The organism is Kordia sp. SMS9 (assembly GCF_003352465.1).
Classification (GTDB): Bacteria; Bacteroidota; Bacteroidia; order Flavobacteriales; family Flavobacteriaceae; genus Kordia.
In genome coordinates this window covers 2,338,393-2,361,400 of sequence record NZ_CP031153.1, presented here as the reverse complement: position 1 = coordinate 2,361,400, position 23,008 = coordinate 2,338,393, and the positions used below count along the sequence as shown (strand labels likewise).

The window sequence follows — 23,008 nt, the reverse complement described above, 5'->3', positions numbered from 1 at the left end:
TTTATTGTTATTGTGGACAAATTATTTCCGTCCCTACTAATTTCCCATTGGTATCAGGTTGGTAACGAAAGCATTTTCCATCTGCGGTTTTCATGATGATGCCACGGTTAATATTACTTATAAATACATCGCCATCTTCCACATGAAATTTAGCAAGCGGATTGTTTGTACTAATTCCTACGAAACCTGTATTTGCACCTGCATCGCCTTGACATGCATCGCCAATTCCGTCATTGTCAGCATCTAATTGATTGTTATTAGCTACTGTTGGGCAGTTATCGCACGGATCGCCAATGCCATCATTATCAGTATCGGTTTGATCTGGATTGCTAAGATCTTGGCAGTTGTCATTGGCAATGACGCCATCTTCACCACAGCCATCTAAAATGTCAGAAGTAGCATCACAATTGGTATTATTCCCAGTTATACTTATAACACCTTCAACCGCGCCATTGTTGTACAATCTTTCCAAAGGACAACATTCGTCAAGACTTGAATTATTTGTTAAGTTTAAGCCTCCAAAAATTTTGAGTACTTCATCAATGTGTGTTATGTTCGTTAAAGATTGATTGCCATCGATTGTCAAATTTCCGTATACTGTTAAATTATTTCCAAGTCCGTCTATATTATCTAAAGATGCATTGTTTTGAATGGTAATATCATTAAAATTTTCGATAGTGCCTAAATCTGATAAATCGGTCAAACCAGCGTTATTTATGATTGAAATATTTTTTCTAAATGAAGTCACTGAATTAAATAAGCTTAGGTTGGTTAAGGATGCGTTTCCTTGAATTACTATGGAATCACTTGATGAATCAGTATTTATATTTCCAAGTGTATATAAAAAATCGGTAAAGCTTTGGTTGTTTATAATTCTTAAAGACTCAAAAGTCATATTAGAATTACTTCCCAGAGATATGGATTGAAGTGCATTATTACCATTTACTTCAAATTTTGCCAAATCGTTTCCTAAACTTGGAACCACAATAGTTTGAAGTTGATTACAATTAGACACTAAAAACTCTTCCCCAAAAGATGATAAGCCACTTAAACCGTCCGTATTTTGCAAACTAGAATTATTGCTTATCACTACATTTCTACCTACGGTATTTAGTGAATTTATTCCATTCATGGAGACCAGAGAAGTATTATTTGTCACTTTTAAATCTAGAGATATGTCATTTAAGCTATTTAATCCTGTTAAAGATGTGAGTCCTGAATTATTCAAAATTCTAAATTCACCTCCGACAGAAGTTAAACTTTGTAAGCCATCCGTTGAAGAAAGAGAGGAATTTCCATTTATTTCTAAATTTTGCTGAACAGTTGAAACTCCATTTAAACCTTGTAAAGACTGCAAACTAGGATTGTTTATCAACGTGCATTGTCCTTGCACAGCAGTCAATCCACTAAGTCCATTGATTGACGTTAATGTTGGATTGTTCAAAATGTAGAGGTTTTGCAAATTACTTACATTCGAAAGTCCATCTAAATTGAGTAGTGACGCATTATCAACAACACTCAAAAAATTTTGAATACTTGCTATATTGTTCAATTCATTCAAAGAACTTAATCCTGTATTGTCTACTACTAAAGTCAGGATGTTTGTAAAAGCATCAAGACCTGCAATGGAAGACAATGAAGGATTGTCTCTTAAAAATAATGCCAGTCCTGTATGCGTATTTTCGTTTAAAACATTTAACCCTGAAAAGCTAGTTAAATTTGGATTGTTTAAAATTTCAATAGAATTGACACTACGGGTAAGCGTTAATGATAAATTTGATATGCTGGTATTTTCAACAATGACATCTTGTGTCACCTTCATTTGGGTAAGACCATTAAGACTTGTTAACGAAGGATTGTTTTTAATCGACATCAAGAAAATGCCTTGGTTAGGTTGTAAATTTTGTAGCGTAGCGGTTGAGGATAGGTTTGAGTTATTGTGAATGTATAAATACTTCTGAGTACCTGTTGCATAGCCAATATCAACAATATTTTCCAATCCAGTTAGATCTGTCAAATTCGTACCAAAAATACCTAAAATCCCTCCAACATTCGTAATGAATGAGAGTCCAGATATATCTGTTATATTATTATTCGTGCTATTTCCTATATATAAGTTAAAAGGAATAGTATTACAACCTGTACTCGCATGGGTAGCAACAAAGTTATCTACTTGAAACTGGTTTGCTAAAGTGACACTTCCAGAACTGCAATTCTGAGCATGTAAAGTAAGTATTCCAAGTAAACATAAGATTGATACGTATATTTTTTTTTTCATTTTAGTATATATTTTATTGTGGACAAATAATTTCTTGTCCTACTAATATTCCTTGTTCATTAGGCTTGTAGCGGAAACATTTTCCCGAAGCCGTTTTCATGATAATTCCACGGTTGATATTGCTAATAAATACGTCGCCATCTTCAATGTGTAATTTGCTTAATGGTGTATTTGTGCTGATTCCCACAAAACCTGTATCTGCTCCAGCTTCAGCCTGACATGCATCGCCAACGCCGTTTCCGTCCGTATCTAATTGATTGTTATTAGCGACTGTTGGGCAATTGTCACATGCATCACCAACGCCGTCACTGTCTGTATCTAATTGATCTGGATTGCTGACATCTTGGCAATTGTCATTGGAAATCACGCCGTCTTCACCACAATTATCAAAAATATCGTGAATGGAATTGCAATTTGTATTGTTCCCGTACAGTGTGAAGCTTCCTGTTACGGTTCCTTGGTTGTAAAAGCGATCCAGAATACAGCATTCATCTAAATTTGGATTGTTAATCAATCTCATATTTTCATGTACTTTTACCAAATCATCCAAGTAACTTATGTCTGTCAAATTTTGATTTCCTGAGATTTGTAAATCTCCAAAGACCTCAATATTTTTTCCTAAATCATTTAAATTTGTCAAGGAAGGATTGTCACTAATGGTTAAATCGCCTGAACGTGCCAAAAAACGAAGGTCGTTTAGGTTGCTTATACTTGCATTATTTACAATTGAAATTCCTTTTCGAAAATTAGTTAGCGTACTCAAAAATTGCAATGAAGTCAATGCAGGATTCCCTTCTACTATAACACCAACGTCAGAAGAGGAAGCTATATAATTTGCCATCTGAAATTGAATATCAGTTAAAGCTTGATTGTTTTTCAATTCTAATCTAGTGAATGAAAGTTGAGAGTTATCTGAAATTGATACAGATTGTAACGCATCATTTTCCTTAATTTCTAAAGCGTTCAAATCGGTTCCTAATCCAGAAAGGGTTATGTTTTGTAATTGATCACAATTTAGTATGCGAAAAATAAATCCAAAAGATGATAAACTACTCAAGTCATCTACGTTTGGTAAACTGTTATTATCACTTATTGTGATTGCGCTGGTAACGGAATTTAAAGCACTTAATCCGCTTAGTGAGGATAGTGAAGTATTATTATTAATAGTCATTGTACCATTAATTGTACTCAAGCTTGAAAAGCCATCAATCGCGGTTAAAGAAGCGTTTAATTCAATTAAAAATTCTCCTGAAAAAGAATTTAAATTAGTAAAACCACTAATCGTATTTAAAGAACTGTTGTTTCTGATGGTGAGATTCCCTGAATGGGAAGTCATTCCATTAAATCCATTAATTGATGTCAAGGCTCCATTATATTGTATATCTATATAACTTGATGGAGTACCAGAACCGTTTATTGCATCGATGGATGTTAATGCTGGATTATTAACGATGGTACAAGAATTACGAATGGCTGCATTATCTAAACCTGTAAGAGATGTAAGTCCAGTATCAATAATTCTTAAATTGCGTATATCTGTAAAGGCTTGCATACCGTCAATACTAGTTAGAGATGGATTATCTCTAATGGTAACTTCAGTACCAGGGTACGTACCGTTAGTGTTAATTATAAGTCCTGAAAACGATGTCAAATTTGGATTGTCTCTCACACTAAAAGTATTAATGAAGCTTCTTACTGTAGCTTGAAAATCAGTGATTCCTGTATTGGTGACAATCACTTTATTTTGAGCCTCAAGATGTGAAACTCCATTTAAACTTTGAAGTAATGGACTGTCAGTAATGCGTAATTCTCGGATTCCGTCTGGAGTATTCAAATTTTGCAAACTACTGATGGATGTTAAATTAGGGTTATTTGTTATTTCTAATGTTTCTGAGTAACCATCAGCTGCACCAAGTGTTGTAAGATTTTGAAGACCATTTAATGTAGTGAGACTTGTATTTCTAATGATCAATGAAGATGCTATTTCTTCAATAAAAGATAATCCAGAAATGTCTACAATGTCATTAATTGTTCCAGGGTTTGATTGTCCTATGATCAATGAAATAGGCAATCTATTACAACCTGTTGTAGCATACGTAGCTACAAAATTATCAACACTAGATTGCGTATATAAATTTACCGTATAATAACCACAATTTTGCGCAGATATGCTCAGCAATCCAAAGCAACATAAAATTGTTATGTATATTTTTTTCATTCTATAGTATATATAATTATTGAACTTTAATTTTCTTCACATTGAACTTTTGCTCACTGTAGATTTTTACGAGATACATTCCTTTAGCAAGTCTGCCCAAATCAACTTTATCTGTTTTGGTAGTAACTAATACTTGCTTTCCTATTAAATTATAGACTTCTACTCTGTCAATTTTATCCAACGATCGAATGTAGATAAAGTCATTGGTTGGGTTTGGAAACACTTGTAAAGATTCAATGGTAGCTTCTTGCACACTTAAAATACTTTCATGCACCAATCGTATTTGTCCAGGCAAGGTATAATCAACAGCAAAACCCGTAAGATTGCCTCCTAAAGTTACCGCGGTAAATTGTCCAGAAATATTTCCTGTATACGATATGATGGTGAACGAATCGGTTGTGGCAGGTACAAAACCGTCAATGGTAGCAATGTCTAAAATTCCATTCATCACCAAATCGCCATCTACAAATACATGATCGTGTCCATTTTCAATGCCAATCCCTGCATTTCCCTGGATGTCCAGCATAAAACCAGCAGCCGAACTGTTGATTAATGAAGAATCAAAACTTAAATCGCCAATAACGACTCCAGGATTGATCACCGCAAAATTCATGGCTTCCGCAAAATCCATGGTGCCATCGCCTTTAATTTGTCCATTATTCCTATTTACAAAACTCTCAGTACTGAATACCACAGCAGACTCTTGCAGCATGATTTCTGCGCCATCATTGACCAAACTTTGACCATAAGATTGACAAACAACGCCAGTTAATACGACGAAATATAGTATGTTTTTTATCATAGAAAGTATGTTTTTTTTGTAATAAAAATGTATTGGCAACTTTTTAAATGTAACCAATACTTTACACTATTTTTACTAGTTGAGGCTGGGAGAGAAGTAAAAATGCAATATCCTCTAAATTAAAAGAAAATCTATAAATAACTAACAATTCTAGTTTTTTTATAATGATTTTTTTGAAAAAAGCGGTGTTATTTGATGTTTCTATTCTGAAAAACCTTCTTTAAAACATCTTTTTTAAGACAAAAAAGTATGTTTTTTATGTCGTTTTTCGAGAATTTTCCTCTCTTTGTAATATTTTTTACAAAGCACACCTTAAAACACTAAAAAACAAAAACTTAACCTCTTAATACACTTTCTATTTTCCGTGAATATAGAGCCTGTTTTCGCGAAATGGGGCAAAACCCTGTTGCCTTTTGCGTGTAACAATCGTACATTTACGTATACCAATTTTATAATCTATCCCTAAAGCCAGCATAACAAATGTTAACTCTAAAAAAATGTATTGAATGTCATTAAATGAATTATCGTTACGGTACGATCTTTTGAATTCTCAAATGAATCCGCACTTTATTAATAATGCAATCCAAAGTATCTGTAACGCAATGACCAAAGGAAATGTGAATCAGTCGATCAACTGGCTTAATAGACTTTCACATTTGTACCGATTGGTTCAAAAATCGACCAAAAGTAAATTGATTGATTTACAAGACGAAATTAAAATTTCAACGTTATATATTGAATTGCAACGCGATCTTTTTGAAAAAGGATTTGTCTATACAATTGTAATTGACGAAGCATTGAAAGCCGATTTAGAATTTACCAAAGTTCCACCGCTTATTTTACAACCTTTAATAGAAAATGCCATTGTTCATGGTTTGAAAGGTATGAAACGTACTGGAAAAGGAGAATTGAAAATTTCTATCAAACTAGAAGAAGAACAATTGTACGTGTGCATTACCGATAACGGTGATGGCATTACAAAAACAGCAGAAGAATTGAATGAAGGTTCAGGAATTTCACTGGAGAATATTAACGAACGCTTAAAAATCATCAATGGCTCGGAGAGTAAAAAGAAACTGTTGGATGTTCGCACCTTACGCAATACTACAGGCACTGTAGCGGGAACACAAAGCTGTCTTCGAATTCCATTAATTCAAATTTAAAAATCTGCGACGTGTATGTTTAACATCAGCTTGACTCTGTTGTAAATATTGGGCAATTTCGCTCGGAATTCTTCGGGCGTTTCAAAGAAATGTTCTATCAAAACAGACAAAAACTCATACTGATTTTCAAAAGCATAATCGCGTAAATAATTGATTTTAATCAAGCGTTTTTGCGCATCTTTATCTATCAAAGAAGCAAGCAACAATTTGTAGTGTCGCAAAAACATGCGTGCGTTGTAACTGCTTTCAGTTAAAAAACTAAAATGCAATGCATGCGTAAGTTCGTGAATACCAAGATTTAAATTGTCGTCTTCAATCTTAATACCTTCTTCAAAATCTTCCCACGAAAATACTAATGTTTTGTATTTCGGATTGGCTTCTCCTTTGTGATATTGCTGTGTAATATTAGAAAAATAATGTTGTGGATATACCAAAATCGTTTCAAATCGCGAAAGCAAATAACGCCTAAAACCAAACGTAATCATCACTGCCGTAGCAGCAATAAGCAATTGCATGCGCTCTGTAACCAATAAATCTTCACGACCTACAAAGGTGTGCGCGTTGATAAAACTCAACACTCTGTGCTCAAATACACGTTTTTCTTTGAGGTTCAATTTTGTATAAAAAGGAATTTCTTTCGCAACTAACATGCGCTGTCTTTCCGTAAACTTATCCGAAAAAAGCACAAAACGGTACAAATTAGTTCTTCTGTAAAAAAATGCTTTAAAATAATCTAGTGGCAATGGCAGTAATTTAAAGAATACGTGTAGCAATTACTACATTGGGTATCGGTTCTGATTCAATTTGCTTGCTAAAATACATATTCTCATCAGATAAAAAATAACATGACCTAAAATATTTACCACTTTCATTTTCACCGTAAAAAAGACAAAAAAAGCTATGAAATGATTCTTAACTGTTAAAATTGACTGCAAAACAGCGGAAAAACAAGAAAACTTATGTGTTTTCGTGATGTATTTATTTCAGAATTATATATTTTTAGCCTAACAATTGAAGCAATAATGAAACACATACAAATCTTACGGTACCTAGCTTGCGCATTCCTTTTTACCTTTGCAAGCTGTAGTGATGACGATACAAATATTATTACACCAGAAAGTAGTGATCCAGATCCGGATCCAATAGTTTTAACAACTGAAGTTGAAGTCTATGACGCAGCAAAAATTCACAACAATCTGACATTCGTTGTAAATGCAGGAAAAAATTCTGCTTTTTTATTGAGCAAAACAGGTCAAAAAGTTCATGAATTTACTTTTGATGAGCCTTTAGGGAACGACTTACAGATACTACCAAACGGAAATTTATTAGGAGTTTTTAAAGATCCAAATGCACAAATTGAATTTGGTGGATATGGCGGTATTGTAAAAATTATAAATCCCAACGGCAATGTGGAATGGGAATATACACTAAGCAACTCGGATTTTATTGTGCATCATGATGTAGAAATGTTGCCAAATGGAAATGTGTTGCTTTTAGTTTGGGAACGCATTGCAGAAGTGGATGCAGCCGCACAAGGATCTGCAAATCCTGGTGATATTTATCCTGAAACACTTATGGAAATTGACAGAAATACCAATGCAGTAGTATGGCAATGGAGAAGTTACGATCATATTGTTCAAGACGATGATCCATCACTTCCAAACTACGGTATTGTGGCTGATAATCCACGTAAAGTGAACATCAATTACAACCCAATTGCCAATGGCGACATCATGCATGCCAACGGTTTTGATTATGATTCAACCAAAGATGTTATCTACCTAAGTGTAAACTTTTTTAGTGAAGTTTGGGTTATTGATCACAGCACAACTACTGCTGAAGCTGCTACAAATTCAGGCGGGAATTATGGATTTGGTGGCGATTTGGTGTATCGTTTTGGCAATCCAAGAGCGTATGACAATATGATGGGAGAAGTTCGCGGCGATCGCAATCACTATCCAAATTTATTAGAAGATGGCGTACCTGGCGAAGGAAACATGTTATTATATGTCAACGGATTTGCCGCAGGTTTTTCTACCGTATACGAATTGGAAATGCCAGCTACCTATTCCCTATTGCCAAATACAGACAACGAACCGAATGTAGTTTGGTCGTATAGCAATGAGGCAATTTTTTCCAGCAAAATTTCGGGTGCAGAACGTTTAGACAATGGAAATACGCTTATCTGCGAGGGCGATTTTGGTTTTTGGGAAGTCACTCCTGACAAAGAAGTGGTTTGGCGTTACAATGGCGGCGAAGGTTCGTTCTTTTGGCGAGCCTATGATCATGAAGTAGACGATCCGGTATTGGCGAGTTTTGGCTTGTAAAACATTCCATTAAAATACTATATATTTCATGAAGGCAACTTAATCAAAGTTGTCTTTTTTTATTAATTGATGCTACTTGATTTAATTTCCAATTAAACTATATAAAAGAAAAACGTACATCAGACCTATTTAGCGAAGCCGATTCAAAAAAATTCGATATGCAAAATCCTTAATGAAACGCCCGATTGCTATCGAAAATGATCAAGTATTGTTACGTTATGGAATCATGCAAGAAGCGGAAATCTCGATTGAAAACATCAAAAATATTACACTGACAAGCACAGAATTTGACAAAGAAGAAAACATTGCTAGACTTTCTTTATTAGGCGAATTGGAAGGTCATAATGTACTTATTGAAACGCATCACGAACACACACTACGCGGTTTATTTGGTACAAAAATGACGTTCCCTAAGATTGCGTTGCACATAGACAAACCTACTGATTTTAAAAAATATATTGATCTTTAGCCTCAAAAAATAGTTGATTTTCTAATGGTACAACTTTGACATTGCTAAAGAATATTGTAGTTTTAAGTATAACTAAACCAAAAACTATTGCAATTTGAAACTCATAGTTTAAAAGCTCCTTTGAAAGCTTACATTGAATCCATTTTTTATTTTAAAGGATTCAAACCAGATCATTCTATCGAACGTGTCGTTCCTACGGGACATCTTTTTATCATAGTTGAATTGGATGGTTTGGAACGGAATACCTTTGATAATACAACCTTAAAACCTAATGGAAGGTATCGAAATGTTTGGGTTTCCGGAATGCACAAAAATTACCTTTCGATTTCGGCGCATCAAGATTCTGAAATGTTTGTGATTCAATTCAAAACCAAGGGCGCATATCCTTTTGTGAAAATTCCAATTCATGAACTAAACAACAAAGTCATTACTGCGGAACAACTTTTCGGAGATGAAATTTTAGCATTGCGAACTCAACTATTACATACTGAAGTTCCTCAGAAAAAATTTGAACATGCAGAAAACTGGTTATTGAAAAGATTTGAAAGTAGCAAATCTGCTCCAAAAGAAGCCTTAGCGATTCTTGAACAGATACAAGCCAAACCAATTTCAGAAAGCAAAGCTATTATTGATTCGTATCCAAATTCACAAAAACATTTAATTCATCAGTTTAAAAAGTATTTTGGACTCACGCCAAAAGTATTTCACAGAATCTTTCGATTCAATGAAATCTTAAAACATATTCAAAACAAGCAACAACTTAAATGGACTGATATTACGTATGAATTTGGCTATACGGACCAATCACATTTTATCAAAGAATTTAAAGAGTTTTCAGGGTTTAATCCACAAGAGTTTATCAATGCAGATTTTCATAATGATGAACCTAATTTTTTCCCGTTAGATCGAAAAGGTTAATTTTTTACTATCATACAAGTATTTGAAATGTGTACATTGCAACACAGTAATCTTAAAAATTATGACCAAAAATCTCCTTTCCTTTGTAATGATTTGTATTTCAGTAGTGTCTTTTGCACAAACGAATCCTTCAACTAGGATCGTTTCTGTAATCGATTCTTCAGACACAAAAAATATGGTTTTAAAACAAACTTTTATTGTAAACGTTGCTGTAGATTCTGTTTGGAATGCGTACACAACTAAAAAGGGTTGGGAAAATTGGGCGACTTCAATTGCTGAAATCGACTTTAAAATTAATGGAACAATACAAACCAATTATAATAAAGATGGAAAAATTGGTGATGCTGCTACAATTACGCTCCATATTGTCAATTATGTTCCAAAAACAATGTTGACATTACAAGCAGAACTCACTAAAAATTTCCCTGAATTCATGAAGGAAGACGAAAAAGATTTATACAATGTCATCCTTTTTGAAAAAATAAGTCCCACAAAAACCAAAGTCACTTCGTTTGGAATTGGTTATAAATACACAGAGAAATACAGGTCTTTGATGCAGTTTTTTATCAAAGGAAATGAACAATCGTATCTGAATTTGATTTCGTATTTGGAAACAGGAAAACCTAGCAACAAATATTGAGGTAAAGACTGGTAAATATTCAAAGAAAACAGTTAACAACATTTCGACACAAAGATCGGAACATTTTTAATCTCGATTATCGAGTAAAATATTTAAAATATGGAAAAAGCATTACAAACAATGATTGATAATATGCCTGAAAAAACAGGCAAGTCACTAACGGAATGGAAAGCAATTCTAAAAACAAAGTCATTTACCAAACATGCTGAAGCTGTAAATTATTTAAAGAAAGAACACAGTGTTACGCATGGTTTTGCCAATACGATTGTGAACTTATCCAAAGAAGAAAAAAATACACCAGAAGATTTAGTGACAAATCAATACAAAGGAAAAGAAGTTTTAGTTCCTATTTACGAGCAATTGGTGGCTATGGTAAAAGAATTTGGGGATGATGTAAGAATTACTCCAAAGAAAACAGAAGTAAGCTTAGATAGAAAACGAAAATTTGCGGTCATCAAACCCGCTACCAAATCTCGTATTGATTTAGGTTTAAAGCTTAAAGGCAAAGAAACTACAGAGCGCTTGGAAAACTCAGGTCCTTTTGGCACCATGTGTACACACAGAGTACGATTGACAGAAATTAATCAAGTTGATGCTGAGTTGAAAGCTTGGTTGCAAGAAGCCTATGAGAAAGCGGAATAAGTGATTTTTAAAGTGATCATAAAAATCACGAACTTGTTAATAACTCAAGTTAGACTTTTTTTTAAAAAAAGATTAACCAAATTCATATCATTAATTGAGACGGAAAAAAAAATAGAATATCCTATCATAGAAAAACACTAATTTATTACATCAAAATAAGTATATTCAAAGTACTTCTCGATACAATTTTTCGTGCCTCAAAATCACTCGAAGTGACGATCCGTAAGACAAAAAATAATTTGTGTATTCGTGGCAAAAAACAGAAACGAACTGTTTCTAGTAAAACATATAATTTCTTTTGAAACAACATTGACACATCTTCAAATTATCAAATTGATTCATTAAAAAATTACTCTTCCACCACTTCCCACATTTTATCCGCATTCAAACGAAAGGTTTCTACAAAGTCAAAATTACATTGACTTGGCGCAATGATGGACAAAAATGGCTGTTGATTTTTATCGCGATATAAATGATAGATTTCGCCAACAATCGGTTCAAAGTTGAATTTTGCGCTGTAAATCAAGTTGTTGTATTCAAACTTCTCCATCAATGCATCGTATTCCGCTTTGAGTTCGTCGTAACGCGCTTTGACTTGCTTGTTGACTTTATCAATGTTTACGTTTTTCCAAGTTACGGTGTCTGGTGTCGTAATTATAGGCGCGCCAACATTGGTTGCATACGGTTTTAACGCCGCATTATAGCTGTTGCTTTCTTCATCAAACACCACATTATCAGGTCTTTTGTCTTCTTCTTCTTGCATAACTTCAATTTCTACTTTCATTTAATACTTATCAGGATTTGCAATTACATCTTGCGCGCGTTCTTTCAGCGCTGTTAATTTTTCTCTGTCCATTTTATTCAACAAACTCATCATCATATTCATGCGATTATTGTCTTTGAAATGTTCACGTTTATCATCTAAAAAATTCCAATATAGCGAGTTAAACGGACACGCATCTTCGGTTTCTTTTTTAGACACTTTATATACACAATCTTTACAATAATTGCTCATTTTATTGATATAGCTTCCGCTAGAAACATACGGTTTTGTAGCTACCAATCCGCCATCGGCAAACTGACTCATTCCGCGTGTGTTGGTAATTTCAACCCACTCAATCGCATCAATATAAATGCCCAAATACCATTGATCCACTTCGTCAGGATCAGTCTGCGTGAGCAAAGCAAAATTCCCCGTAATCATCAATCGTTGAATGTGATGCGCATACGAATGCTCTAAACTTTGCGAAATGGCATGCTTCAAACAATTCATTTTCGTATTTCCCGTCCAGAAAAAGTCAGGAAGTTTATTAGAATTGTTCAATTTGTTCAAAGTTCTGTAATTTGGCATTTCTTTCCAATACATTCCGCGCATATATTCGCGCCAGCCCAAAATTTGTCGCACAAAACCTTCAACTTGCGAAATGTCAATCGCATCTTTATGATCGCGCCAATACGAAATGACAGTTTCTATCACTTCTTTCGGATGCAACATTTTAGAATTCATCGCAAAGGACAAACGACTGTGAAATAGGAAATGTTCTTCCGTATGCATCGCATCTTGGTAATCTCCGAAATGAACGAGTAAGTTCTCACAAAAATAATTCAAAACGTCCAAACACGATTCACGATCGGTTGGCCAATGAAAGTTGTCAATATCAATAGTTCCTATCGTTTCTACTTTCGCAGCTTGAATCATTTCGTAGATTTCTTCCACCGAATTTTCTATTTGTTTTTCTTGCGGAATTTCAGGTTCGCCTTTCCACTTTTTTCGATTGCTTTGATCAAAATTCCATTTGCCTCCTTCCGGATCTTTTTCATTCAGCATCATAATATCATACTTCTTTCGCATATTGCGATAAAAATATTCCATCACTAGTTGTTTCTTTCCTTCAAAAAAGTCTGTAAAATCGGTTCGTGACGTTAAAAAATGTTCTGTATCAAAAGCTTCTGTTTCAATCTCCAATTCGTCACAAAAAGCTTTTAACTGTTCATCCAAACGGTATTCGTCAGGCAATTGGTAGTCAAACTTTTCTATGTTGTGTTCCGTAATGAGTTGCTTCAAATTCGCTACTAAATCCTGTTGATTGTTTTTGTCATCCAAAGTATAATACACAACTTCGTGTTGTTCCTTTTCTAGCCAAGCTGCAAACGAACGCATACTTTTAAAAAACGCCACCACTTTTTGAATGTGATGTTTTACATAATCGGTTTCTTGACGCATTTCCGCCATAAAATACACAATTTCATCATTGGTATCATCATACCACGAATGTTGCTGATTGAGCTGATCGCCTAAAATTAATCGTAACGTTTTCATTTAAAATAAACTTGTTTGTAACCAGAGATTTTGAAATTTGTTATTGCCATCGTAGCGTTCGGCTTGCAATTGCACATTAAAGGTTCGATTGCGCGGATCGTTTCCAACGCCTGAAACATAGAGCCAATTTCCATAATTGCTATGCACATCATAATCAAGCAATAACGATTCAAAATACGCGGCGCCAATACGCCAATCGAGTTGCAAGGTTCTGGCAAAATACGAAGCTACATTTTGCCGTCCGCGATTGCTCATCCAACCTGTATGTTTGAGTTCGAGCATGTTTGCATTGACAAAAGGTTCGGCCGTTTCGCCATCAATCCATTGTTGAATGAATCGCGCATCTTGACTCCATTCGTACGGTTGCTGCAAAATACCTTCTAGTTTAAAGATATTACTTCCGTGTTTTAGGGAAATGTATTTGAAAAAATCGCGCCAAATCAATTCAAAAATCATCCAATAGGTAGATTGATTTTTGATAATTTCGGATTCGTATTTTTTAACTTCATGGTAAATTTTTCGCGGCGATAAACTTCCATTCGCCAACCATGCTGAAAATTTAGAACTGTAATCCGTTCCTACCAATCCGTTGCGTGTTTTTTTGTAATAAGATAATTTTTTCGTGTTCCAAGCATAGTCTTGCAAACGTTGTAATCCTGCGGTTTCGCCACCTGTAAACGGAAATGCGGTTCTTGCATCTTGTTCAAAACTTGACAATCCTAAATCTTGTAATGTTGGGACTTTCGTCAGATGCGGAATGCGGTTTTTTTCTGGCATTTTTGCAATCGTTTCCAATTTGCGAATGCTGGCATATTTTTCACACTTTTTTCGAAATGCCGTGAATACTTGTGGAATGTTGTCGATTGCCATCGGAATGTCCTCAGGATGATACAAAAACTGATCGTAACTTTCTACCCAATGTACTTCGCTAGGAAGTTCTTTTTGTACGTTTTCGGCAACCCTTACTTCTTCGGATGTCCATTCTTTTTGTGAATATACAGAAGTTACTTTGTGAATCTTTACATAGTCAGCAATTGTTTTTTCAGGCTTTTCTATATGAACAAATAACGGAATGTTCAACGCGTTCAACAGATCTTGCAAATCGTTTACCGTTTCTATTAAAAATTGTGCGCGATAGTTTCCTGTTTTGACAAATCCGAAACGGTCTTTTTCAAAATGTCGCGGATCAAAACAATACACAGCCATGACAAAACTGTTTTCTTTTGCCGCCTTTACCAACGAAATTTGATCGTGTATACGCAAATCATTTCGAAACCAAACCAATCCTGTTTTAGTCATTTTGCTTCTTATTTTTATTTCTTCGACAACGTTCGCTACAGTATTGAACTTCGTCCCACACACGTTCCCACTTTTTACGCCAAGTAAAAGATTTTTCGCATACTTTGCAGACTTTTGTAGGTAAGTGTGTTTTCTTCATGAGGTATTTTTGTTTAACAAAGATACAAAATGATTAAACAAAATTAATTATAAGCTTCAAAATTGTATATTTAAACGCTAATTTGAAATGATTATGAATATTAAATATACGCTTGGCGCGATTGTTTCCGTTCCGTTGTTGCCCATTTTGTATTTTCAAGGACAAAAAATTCGGAGAACCATTCCCGATTTGCCAGAAGCTACCGATGTAGAAGGAATGTCTACCACCGAAAGCGATCAATCGTTTCAAATGCTTGCCATTGGCGAAAGTACCATTGCTGGAGTTGGCGCATCTACACATGAATCTGGATTTACAGGAACGCTCGCCAAAGAATTGACGGCACAAATTTCAGCCAATGTTTCATGGAAAGTATATGCAAAAAGTGGCTATACGGCGAAATGTGTCCATCAAAAGATCATTCCAGAAATAACGGAACAAACTGCTGATTTGATTGTGATTGGACTTGGCGGAAATGATAGTTTTAAACTAAGTACTCCAAAAAGATGGAACAAAGATGTCCGCGCCTTGATTGATACAATTCGTGAGAGTTATCCAAAAACGCCGATTGTGTTTACCAACATGCCACCAATTAAGGAGTTTACAGCGTTTACAGGCACGTTTAAGTTTGTTATTGGAAATTTGGTGATTCTGCTTGGAGAAGAACTTGAAAAAGTGGTGAAAGATTATGACAATGTTTTCTACAATGCTAAAGAATTGAAATATGAAGAGTTGATCAATCGTATGAACTTAGATGCGTCACCCGAAGATTTTTTCAGCGATGGCGTGCATCCGTCAGAATTGGCATATCAAATTTGGGCGAAAGATGTGGCAGAATTTATTCAAGAAAAAGACATTCTCGCTAACTGACAATTACTCTTTTTATTCTCATAGGAAAATCTATAAAATCCTAAAAATAGTTCACTTTTTTATAGCATAGGTTTGTAAAGTTTTCTACTTTAGAAACCGCATATTTTTAAAAATTAATTTATGAAGTTCAAGTCTATTTTCATCGTCGTGTTTAGTGTTTTTGCAATGATTTCTTGCTCAGAAAAGAAATCAAATACAAACAGCAAATCGAATTCAAAAAGTGGTGAAAGTGTTGCCATGGTGACATCTTTTGTAACCGCTAGAAATAGTTTTGATACTGAAAAATTGCGCGAATTAACAACACCAACGTATCAGGAATTGTTTAAAAATGATTTTGCAGAAGTCAAAAGTCAAGAACAACTTTTAGCAAATCAAGATTGGGCAAAAGAAATGAGTTCGGTAACAAAAATTAAAAAAGTAGTTTCTGAAAACGATAGTATTGTGGTGGTTATTGAAGAAAGCACCAATTATATTGATGTAGCTTTGAAGAGAAAACCACAAAATTATGAAACTACGTATTATCTGAAAGATGGGAAGATTTTAAAGCAAAGTTTTGATTTTGCCCCTAATGAAAAGTTTGATCAAAGAGCCAACGATGTTTTGTATGGAAATTTTGAACGTTTTTGTAAAGTTCGTGACATTGATTTTTCATGGGAACCGACCAAAGAAGCTGGAAAGATCCTTAGAAAAGCGTTGGAAACGTATGCAAATCGGGTGGAATAGCTTTTTTATAGATGAAACTTTCCTCAAAACACCTTTGCTACTTTATTGCAATCCTTGTGCTCCTTTTGGCGACTTTTGAATTTGTGACCAACGAGTCCAGTATGGATTCTTTGTTTAGGTAGTACATCTTATTCTAAATCGTTTTGAAACGCTTGAACACTTGTTCTTTTTGCGATTTGCTCACAGGAATTTTATGCATTCCTACAAATAACAAGTTTCCTTCAAAACCACTTACTTGATAGATATTGACAATATAACTGCGATGTGTTCTCATGAAATTGCTAGTTGGCAATTGCTGTTCAATTTTTTTCATCACCATGGCATACACAAAGCGTTCAGATTTTGTGTGTACAGTACAGTAGTTATTGTCAGCTTCTATGAATAGAATATCTGTAAGCGGAACACGCACAAAGTGTTGGTTTTTTTTGAGGAATAAGCTGTCTTTTATTTGCAATACCTGCGATTCTTCTAAAATAGTTTCCTTGTCTTCAAACACATCTTTCCCTGGTGTTTGATTGGAAAAGTTTATCAACGCCAATTCAATAGCAATCTTTACTTGTCGATCGTTAAAGGGTTTTAAAATATACGCATACGGACGTACTTTTTTGGCGCGTTCAATTAAGGAAGCATCTGCATGAGACGTTAGAAAGATAAACGGAATTTGATATGCTTCGTTGATAATTTCAGCCAATTCAATGCCATCTTTATCGCCTTTTAAGATAATATCAATCATGACAATATCAACGGTTTCTGCTTCTAAAATCGTAACTGCTTTTGCAACCGAAGGTGCAATTCCGACAACTTCATAGTTCATATCTCGCAACCGATGACGAATATCGTGTGCCAAGATGATTTCATCTTCAACAATTAAAACTTTTATGGTGGTTGTCATATCTTTTTTCTAAATTGTTATAGTTACGAAAGTTTAATTTTTAGTTCCCAATGTGTTCCTTTCGTGTTGATTTGCTCCATGGTGCCTTCCAATTGTTCGATGAGCGAACTAATCAATTTTAAGCCAAAGGAATTTGTTTTTTCATTGTCTGCATTTGTAAATCCGACACCATTATCAATGACTTGAAGGTGTAAATCTTCTGTCGTTTCTTGCATGATGACGATTTTCAATAAAGGTTCTTCAATTCCATCATACGCATATTTAAGCGAGTTAATGACCATTTCGTTGATGATTAATGCCAGCGGAATTGCCACATCAATCCCAATACTAATATCCGCAATAGAAAAACTCGGAGCAAATTTTGCATTGTAGCCTTCAAATAATCCCAATACCAATTCTTGAATGTAATCTTTGAGTGGAATTTTGGTATCTACGCCTTCTTGGTACAATTTCCGATGTACTAATGACAAGGCTTCTACTCTGTGTTTTCCTGACAAAATCGCTTCTTGCGCTGGGTGATTTGTCAATTCTCTACTTTGTAAACTGAGCAGACTTGCCACCATTTGCAAATTGTTTTTTACGCGATGATTTAATTCTTGCAACAATAAGGCTTTTTCCTGTTCGCGCTTGCTAATCAATTCTTTTTGATCGGATAGTATTTCGTTTGTTTTCTTTACTTTTTGATTGACACGATACAGTAAATACGCAAATGCAATCAATATGAAAAGTCCAACAACCAAGCCTAAAACCCACTTTTTTTGATTGGAGTTAAGTATATTGAGAAGTGTAATTTCTGACTCTCGCTTTGAAACTTCATAATCAGCTTTGATTTGTTCATTTTTTTGAATGTTTTCTCTATTGACCAAACTATCTTGGTATTGTTGATATATTTTTTGAAATTCAAATGCTTTTTTATAATCGTTTTGTGTTTCATAAAAATTGGTAAGCAAACTGCTAAAATCGCGAATTTGTTCTTTTAAACCAGCTTCTTCTACCATGGTAAAAGCAGACAAAAATTGTGTTTCTGCCAAAGCAATATTGCCTTCTTTTTCAAAGACTTTTCCTAATTCTGATATGTATATTGATACGGAATATGCATCTCCTAAAGGTTTTAGAATGTTAATAGCTTCTTCTAAATTGCGTTTTGCTTGTAATAACCTATTTTGTGCACGATATACCATTCCCATGTTCCCGATAGCGTATCCACTGATCGATTTATCTTTGAGTGACGTACTTAATGCTAGTGCTTTTGTATTGGTTTCTTCTGCGTTGTTAAGCTGGTTTGAATAATAATAGGCTTCTCCTAAATTGATCAACGTCTTTGTTAAATTTATATCATCTTCAACTTCTTCATATATTTTTTGAGATTTTTTCAAATAATCAATTCCTACATCATACTCTGTTTCTAAAATATGATGTGTGGCTATTTGCACGTACGAAGCGGCTTGCTTTTCTTTTAAATTTAAAGAATCATACAATTGTAATGCCTTGAATGCACTTTCTAAGGCATTATTTTTATTTCCCAAACGTTGTTCAATCGCGCCAATTTCTTCCCATGCTTCTGCTTGCAACACCAAATCATTCATTTCTTTGGCAATTGTTAAGGATTGTTTTGCGTAGTAAATCGCCTGATCTAATTCGGGATGATTGTATGCAATGCTAGCCAATAACTGTACACGCTCTTTTTTAGACAAATTTTTCGTTTCCAAATCCGCAATCAAATCTGCTACTTTTTGTGCATTTTGAGACAAGCAGATACTATTTCCAAATAAGAAAATGATAAAAAAGAGCGTGCGTTGGAGAAAAATCATAGATTCCTATTTATATTTAGTAACTGGAGGAATACCAAAACCTCCACGTTTTCCGCCCGAAGTCACTTTAATTAATGGATCTATTACAAAATAAAAAGTTCGCAACATCTCTTTTCCACTTCTGTTCTTAATTGAAATTGTTGTTTTAAAAATAACTTTATATGACAAATATGCTTCTAACTTTTTATCGTCCAAACCTTTCGAAACTTCAATAGAACAAATTCCATTTTCGGGTTTTATACTTAGCGAACCATCGGGAAGTTCTAAAATAGATTCTTTATCAACATCCAAAATATTTTTCCATGGATGCGGAACTGTGACAAATTTATTGTTAAAATCTTGACCTACATTGTGAATATTACAAGCGACTAATTCTAACTCTAAATCTTCTGAATCGTTATTCGGAGCCAATTGAAAAGCAATGGTTTCTCCACTCAAAAACTCATGTAATTCTGAGTCATTTATAGATACAAAACTATCTATTGGTATGGGTTTAGCGGAAGTTCCTAATGCAATATCCGTGTATTTAATAGCTTCTAAAAGCAATTTTGTTTGAACAGTAAAAGATATTTTTTTTGTGGTATTGGTTGACGATGTGATTAACATAATTTGTTAGTTTAAAATACACCCTAATTATTTGCGATATATGAAATGAATTTTCAATGTTTTCAATTTAGCAAAAATTAAGATAAGCTATTGATTATTATTCGTTTAATTCTTCATAGCTATTCTAAAAGCAAAGTGTATGGTTTTTGGGGAAAGTAAAAATCTACCTTTTTACCAGTAGATTTTACTTGATAGCTATTTTCTAAATAGTAAGAAACAGATTAATAGAATTTTCCTTTCCCTAAAAATCCTCCTGAACCCACTGTTATTCCTGCTGCTGCCACAGTTCCTATAACTTTGCCGTTTTTCGAAAAAGTAATCAATATTCCTATGCCAGTTCCTACAATGCTATAATCAACAGTTCCTGCTTTGACTAATTGTTTGGGTGTGAGCGTAAATGAGCCTGTATACCAAGCAACACCGCCGCCAACACCTACACCATATCCTTTGCCTGAGAAGCTATAATTCTTCTTATACCCTGGAAAATTCATCGTTTGAAGGTTTAAAGTATTATACACAAAAGCATACGCCACTGCTAATTGTCCCGTGCATTTTATCTTTGTCTTGGACACCAAAGGAGTTGCTTTTTTATGTGTTGCCACAAGTGTTTGAATTACTTGTTCCTTTGCTGTTAAATCTAACAAAGCTTCATTGTGGAGTTGCTTTTTAATCTCTTCAGATGGTTCTGTTACCTTTAAAAATGCTACTGTTTCAGGATTTTTTTTTGAATAATTCATAATATATAAGTTTACATTGTTTAATATTTTACAAACTTGACAGATTTGCAATCCAAAAAGAAAAAAGATGAGTGAATAGCCATTTTTATATAGTGAATGATTTCTTCTGTGATGTAAAACATTTTTAAACAATTAATCTTAATAAAGTTGAATATTTAGTAAATTGAAAATCCTATTTTTTAACGAATCAAATAGTAAATGAAAAACAATTCTCTTCTCTTAAAACTATGTATTCTTTGTGCTATACTGATGATGATTTCTTGCGGAAGCGACACCAAAGAAAAAACGAAAACAACTCCTACAACCTCCAACGAGACTGAAAAAATTACGGAAACTCCAAAAGCAAACAATACGTTTTATGCTTGGGTAGACAATATAAACGTGCGCGATGCGGCAAGTACCAAAGGAAAAGTAATTGGCACATATACTTCGGAAGATGCTTTGGAATTTTCAGGCACGAAATCGGACAGTAAAGAAATTATTGTATTGCGCGGTGTTGCGTATGACGATTATTGGTTAAAAATCACCACAAAAGACAACAAAGTAGGTTGGGTATACGGCGGCGCTGTTCACCAAAAAGGCGACACTAAAGGAAATGACATCATCACCAAAGACAAATTTGACTTTAACCATTTTGGCAAATTTGACGTTTCCTCATGGACTGATTTAGGCATTACTAGACGTGAAGGTGGCGATGCAGAAACGGTAACAAATAGTTATTTAAAAGGCAATCAAATCATAGAAATAGAAAAAACAGATGTTGGCGAATATGGATATTACCATACGTACCGACTTATGGATGCAAAAAGAAAGCTTTTAAAAGAACGTACTTTTAGTTTTAATGCAGATGCAGGCGATTCCAAACCAAAAATGGAGTTGACAGAAACCGTAAAAGATTTTATTTCAAAAAAAGAATATACACGTACGCAAACATTGAGCGAGCATTTTATGCAACTCAATGCGCGTCCACAAATGGTAAATGGCACATGGGAAGAAGCTGAATTAATTCCTACCGAAAAAGCAGCCACAACTGAAGAAACTCCCTTAGCCCAAAAAACAGCTTTTGCAAAACCCATGGAAGTGATTAACTCGCTCAAAGGATTGCCAAACGAATTTAGTGATGGCTGTAACTGTTCCTTCCGCACACATCCTAAAGACTTCGACACGATGCTTGTTTTTGGTACGTTTCAAGATGCACCAAAAGCCAAAGCCGTTATTCAAATCAATGGAAAACTAGTGATGCTAAACAGTAAAAAACCTGAAAATCCAAATCACAAACTTGGCGAAATTCACAAACACTATTACAACGACGCTTACGATTTGAAATTTACCTTAACAAAAGACGGAACAGATGATGGTGGTGGAACACAATATGCAGGAACGGCACATTTGACTTCTAAAGATGGTAAGGTGAACACAACTATTAATATTTTTGGTGGCTGCGGTTGCTAAAAAGTAGATTGCTTCAAAATGGTTGCACTTAAAATGCTCTATATTTTTAAATATCATCGTTGCTAGAATGATTGCTATTTCAGCAGTATCTTCTCCCTAAAAAGCAACGATTTCCATTTTTGAAAATGCGCGGATATATTATGGAAATCCGCCAAAAAGAGGGTTATTCGAATTATTATAGACAAATATCATCATAAAACTACAACAAATTACGGGTTCACCTTACTTATAGTATTAATTTAACATACTAATTGTCAGTTATTTAAAATTTGATCGTAAGATTTTTTGATGATAATTCTATTTGCCCTACATTTAAATAAGACAAATATGAAGAAAACACACCTGCGCGCAACTATTCTTCATGTTTGTAATCAATAACCACAAAAACCTTTAACATTATGAAAAAAGTTCTTTTAAGTGCTTCTGCACTTGTATTCTCAATCGCTTTAATGTCTTTTAACACTACCACGAGTGCACAACAAGCTGACGCTACTGCAGTTGCAGTTAGCGGAGGTACCTGCTGCTCAGGCTCTGGTACTTGTTATCCACCAAATCATGACCCTGTACGAGGATGGTGGCGTTCAGACGGTAAACCATGTGGAGCAGCTTTTGACGTAGCTGATGCTGCTGCTGCTGAACCAGTAAAAGTATAAATCTATTATAGCATTAAAATGTAACCAAGAGAGTTGTGATTATTATTCATGA

The 23,008-nt window shown here is 34.5% G+C and carries 22 protein-coding genes; 10 read left to right on the top strand and 12 right to left on the bottom strand.

Annotation, left to right across the window (positions count from 1 at the left end; all coding sequences use genetic code 11):
• Window positions 1-7 precede the first annotated feature (7 nt).
• Genes KORDIASMS9_RS10250 through KORDIASMS9_RS10240 form a run of 3 tightly spaced genes read right to left on the bottom strand, consistent with a single transcriptional unit; the run spans window position 8 to window position 5,298 of the window.
• Window positions 8-2,278, bottom strand: coding sequence for an S-layer family protein (locus KORDIASMS9_RS10250; protein WP_114902757.1), 2,271 nt, complete (start codon window positions 2,276-2,278; stop codon window positions 8-10).
• A 13-nt stretch (window positions 2,279-2,291) separates the two neighbouring features.
• Entirely contained in the window at window positions 2,292-4,496 is a 2,205-nt protein-coding gene (locus tag KORDIASMS9_RS10245) for a thrombospondin type 3 repeat-containing protein (RefSeq protein WP_114902756.1), read from the bottom strand.
• 16 nt (window positions 4,497-4,512) lie between these two features.
• Window positions 4,513-5,298, bottom strand: a complete 786-nt coding sequence (locus tag KORDIASMS9_RS10240) for a T9SS type A sorting domain-containing protein (RefSeq protein ID WP_114902755.1) — start codon at window positions 5,296-5,298, stop codon at window positions 4,513-4,515.
• 506 nt (window positions 5,299-5,804) lie between these two features.
• Between KORDIASMS9_RS10240 and KORDIASMS9_RS10235 the strand changes: the two genes are divergently transcribed.
• Complete coding sequence (locus KORDIASMS9_RS10235) at window positions 5,805-6,461, top strand: sensor histidine kinase (RefSeq protein ID WP_114902754.1); 657 nt, start codon at window positions 5,805-5,807, stop codon at window positions 6,459-6,461.
• On the opposite strand, the gene KORDIASMS9_RS10230 is transcribed toward KORDIASMS9_RS10235, so the two are convergent.
• Window positions 6,458-7,204: a zinc-dependent peptidase gene (locus KORDIASMS9_RS10230; RefSeq protein WP_162819872.1), complete on the bottom strand. Its 747-nt coding sequence runs from the start codon at window positions 7,202-7,204 to the stop codon at window positions 6,458-6,460. The two genes, KORDIASMS9_RS10235 and KORDIASMS9_RS10230, sit on opposite strands and share 4 nt — an antisense overlap.
• A 279-nt stretch (window positions 7,205-7,483) precedes the next feature.
• On the opposite strand from KORDIASMS9_RS10230, the gene KORDIASMS9_RS10225 reads away from it, so the two are divergent.
• The 5 genes from KORDIASMS9_RS10225 to KORDIASMS9_RS10205 all read left to right on the top strand — a co-directional run bounded on the left by KORDIASMS9_RS10225 (window position 7,484) and on the right by KORDIASMS9_RS10205 (window position 11,457).
• Entirely contained in the window at window positions 7,484-8,788 is a 1,305-nt protein-coding gene (locus KORDIASMS9_RS10225) for an aryl-sulfate sulfotransferase (RefSeq protein WP_114902752.1), read from the top strand.
• A gap of 172 nt (window positions 8,789-8,960) precedes the next feature.
• Window positions 8,961-9,257 carry a hypothetical protein gene (locus KORDIASMS9_RS10220; protein ID WP_114902751.1) on the top strand — a complete coding sequence of 99 codons (297 nt, stop codon included), beginning with the start codon at window positions 8,961-8,963 and terminating at the stop codon, window positions 9,255-9,257.
• A 120-nt stretch (window positions 9,258-9,377) separates the two neighbouring features.
• Window positions 9,378-10,175: a helix-turn-helix domain-containing protein gene (locus tag KORDIASMS9_RS10215; RefSeq protein ID WP_240321168.1), complete on the top strand. Its 798-nt coding sequence runs from the start codon at window positions 9,378-9,380 to the stop codon at window positions 10,173-10,175.
• 61 nt (window positions 10,176-10,236) lie between these two features.
• On the top strand, window positions 10,237-10,815 hold the full coding sequence (locus KORDIASMS9_RS10210) for an SRPBCC domain-containing protein (RefSeq protein ID WP_114902750.1): 579 nt from the start codon (window positions 10,237-10,239) through the stop codon (window positions 10,813-10,815).
• A gap of 99 nt (window positions 10,816-10,914) precedes the next feature.
• A complete protein-coding gene (locus tag KORDIASMS9_RS10205) occupies window positions 10,915-11,457 on the top strand; it encodes a DUF4287 domain-containing protein (protein ID WP_114902749.1) in 543 nt (180 codons plus the stop codon).
• 349 nt (window positions 11,458-11,806) lie between these two features.
• Here KORDIASMS9_RS10205 and KORDIASMS9_RS10200 read toward each other — a convergent pair whose 3' ends face one another.
• From KORDIASMS9_RS10200 to KORDIASMS9_RS10185, 4 genes are read right to left on the bottom strand one after another with little or no spacing between them, the layout of a single operon-like run.
• Window positions 11,807-12,241, bottom strand: a complete 435-nt coding sequence (locus KORDIASMS9_RS10200; RefSeq protein ID WP_240321167.1) for a DUF2452 domain-containing protein — start codon at window positions 12,239-12,241, stop codon at window positions 11,807-11,809.
• Window positions 12,242-13,777 carry a cryptochrome/photolyase family protein gene (locus tag KORDIASMS9_RS10195; protein WP_114902748.1) on the bottom strand — a complete coding sequence of 512 codons (1,536 nt, stop codon included), beginning with the start codon at window positions 13,775-13,777 and terminating at the stop codon, window positions 12,242-12,244.
• A complete protein-coding gene (locus KORDIASMS9_RS10190; RefSeq protein ID WP_114902747.1) occupies window positions 13,778-15,076 on the bottom strand; it encodes a DASH family cryptochrome in 1,299 nt (432 codons plus the stop codon).
• Window positions 15,069-15,215 carry a DUF2256 domain-containing protein gene (locus tag KORDIASMS9_RS10185; RefSeq protein WP_114902746.1) on the bottom strand — a complete coding sequence of 49 codons (147 nt, stop codon included), beginning with the start codon at window positions 15,213-15,215 and terminating at the stop codon, window positions 15,069-15,071. Before KORDIASMS9_RS10185 ends, KORDIASMS9_RS10190 begins: the two co-directional genes overlap by 8 nt.
• Before the next feature lie 93 nt (window positions 15,216-15,308).
• Here KORDIASMS9_RS10185 and KORDIASMS9_RS10180 point away from each other — a divergent pair, with 93 nt between their 5' ends.
• Window positions 15,309-16,082, top strand: a complete 774-nt coding sequence (locus KORDIASMS9_RS10180; protein ID WP_114905203.1) for an SGNH/GDSL hydrolase family protein — start codon at window positions 15,309-15,311, stop codon at window positions 16,080-16,082.
• Window positions 16,083-16,202: 120 nt separating this feature from the next.
• A complete protein-coding gene (locus tag KORDIASMS9_RS10175; RefSeq protein ID WP_162819871.1) occupies window positions 16,203-16,805 on the top strand; it encodes a hypothetical protein in 603 nt (200 codons plus the stop codon).
• A gap of 133 nt (window positions 16,806-16,938) precedes the next feature.
• On the opposite strand, the gene KORDIASMS9_RS10170 is transcribed toward KORDIASMS9_RS10175, so the two are convergent.
• The 4 genes from KORDIASMS9_RS10170 to KORDIASMS9_RS10155 form a co-directional block, all read right to left on the bottom strand.
• Window positions 16,939-17,697 (bottom strand): LytTR family DNA-binding domain-containing protein, encoded by a 759-nt coding sequence (locus tag KORDIASMS9_RS10170; RefSeq protein ID WP_114902744.1) that lies wholly within the window; start codon window positions 17,695-17,697, stop codon window positions 16,939-16,941.
• Window positions 17,698-17,720: 23 nt separating this feature from the next.
• A complete protein-coding gene (locus tag KORDIASMS9_RS10165) occupies window positions 17,721-19,508 on the bottom strand; it encodes a sensor histidine kinase (protein WP_114902743.1) in 1,788 nt (595 codons plus the stop codon).
• Window positions 19,509-19,514: 6 nt separating this feature from the next.
• Window positions 19,515-20,114, bottom strand: a complete 600-nt coding sequence (locus KORDIASMS9_RS10160; RefSeq protein WP_114902742.1) for a hypothetical protein — start codon at window positions 20,112-20,114, stop codon at window positions 19,515-19,517.
• Window positions 20,115-20,335: 221 nt separating this feature from the next.
• Window positions 20,336-20,851: a hypothetical protein gene (locus KORDIASMS9_RS10155; protein ID WP_114902741.1), complete on the bottom strand. Its 516-nt coding sequence runs from the start codon at window positions 20,849-20,851 to the stop codon at window positions 20,336-20,338.
• 198 nt (window positions 20,852-21,049) lie between these two features.
• Here KORDIASMS9_RS10155 and KORDIASMS9_RS10150 point away from each other — a divergent pair, with 198 nt between their 5' ends.
• Together KORDIASMS9_RS10150 and KORDIASMS9_RS10145 are read left to right on the top strand one after the other, a co-directional pair.
• Window positions 21,050-22,303, top strand: a complete 1,254-nt coding sequence (locus KORDIASMS9_RS10150; RefSeq protein ID WP_114902740.1) for an SH3 domain-containing protein — start codon at window positions 21,050-21,052, stop codon at window positions 22,301-22,303.
• Between the two features lie 449 nt (window positions 22,304-22,752).
• Complete coding sequence (locus KORDIASMS9_RS10145; protein WP_162819870.1) at window positions 22,753-22,956, top strand: hypothetical protein; 204 nt, start codon at window positions 22,753-22,755, stop codon at window positions 22,954-22,956.
• The last annotated feature ends 52 nt before the right edge of the window (window positions 22,957-23,008 follow it).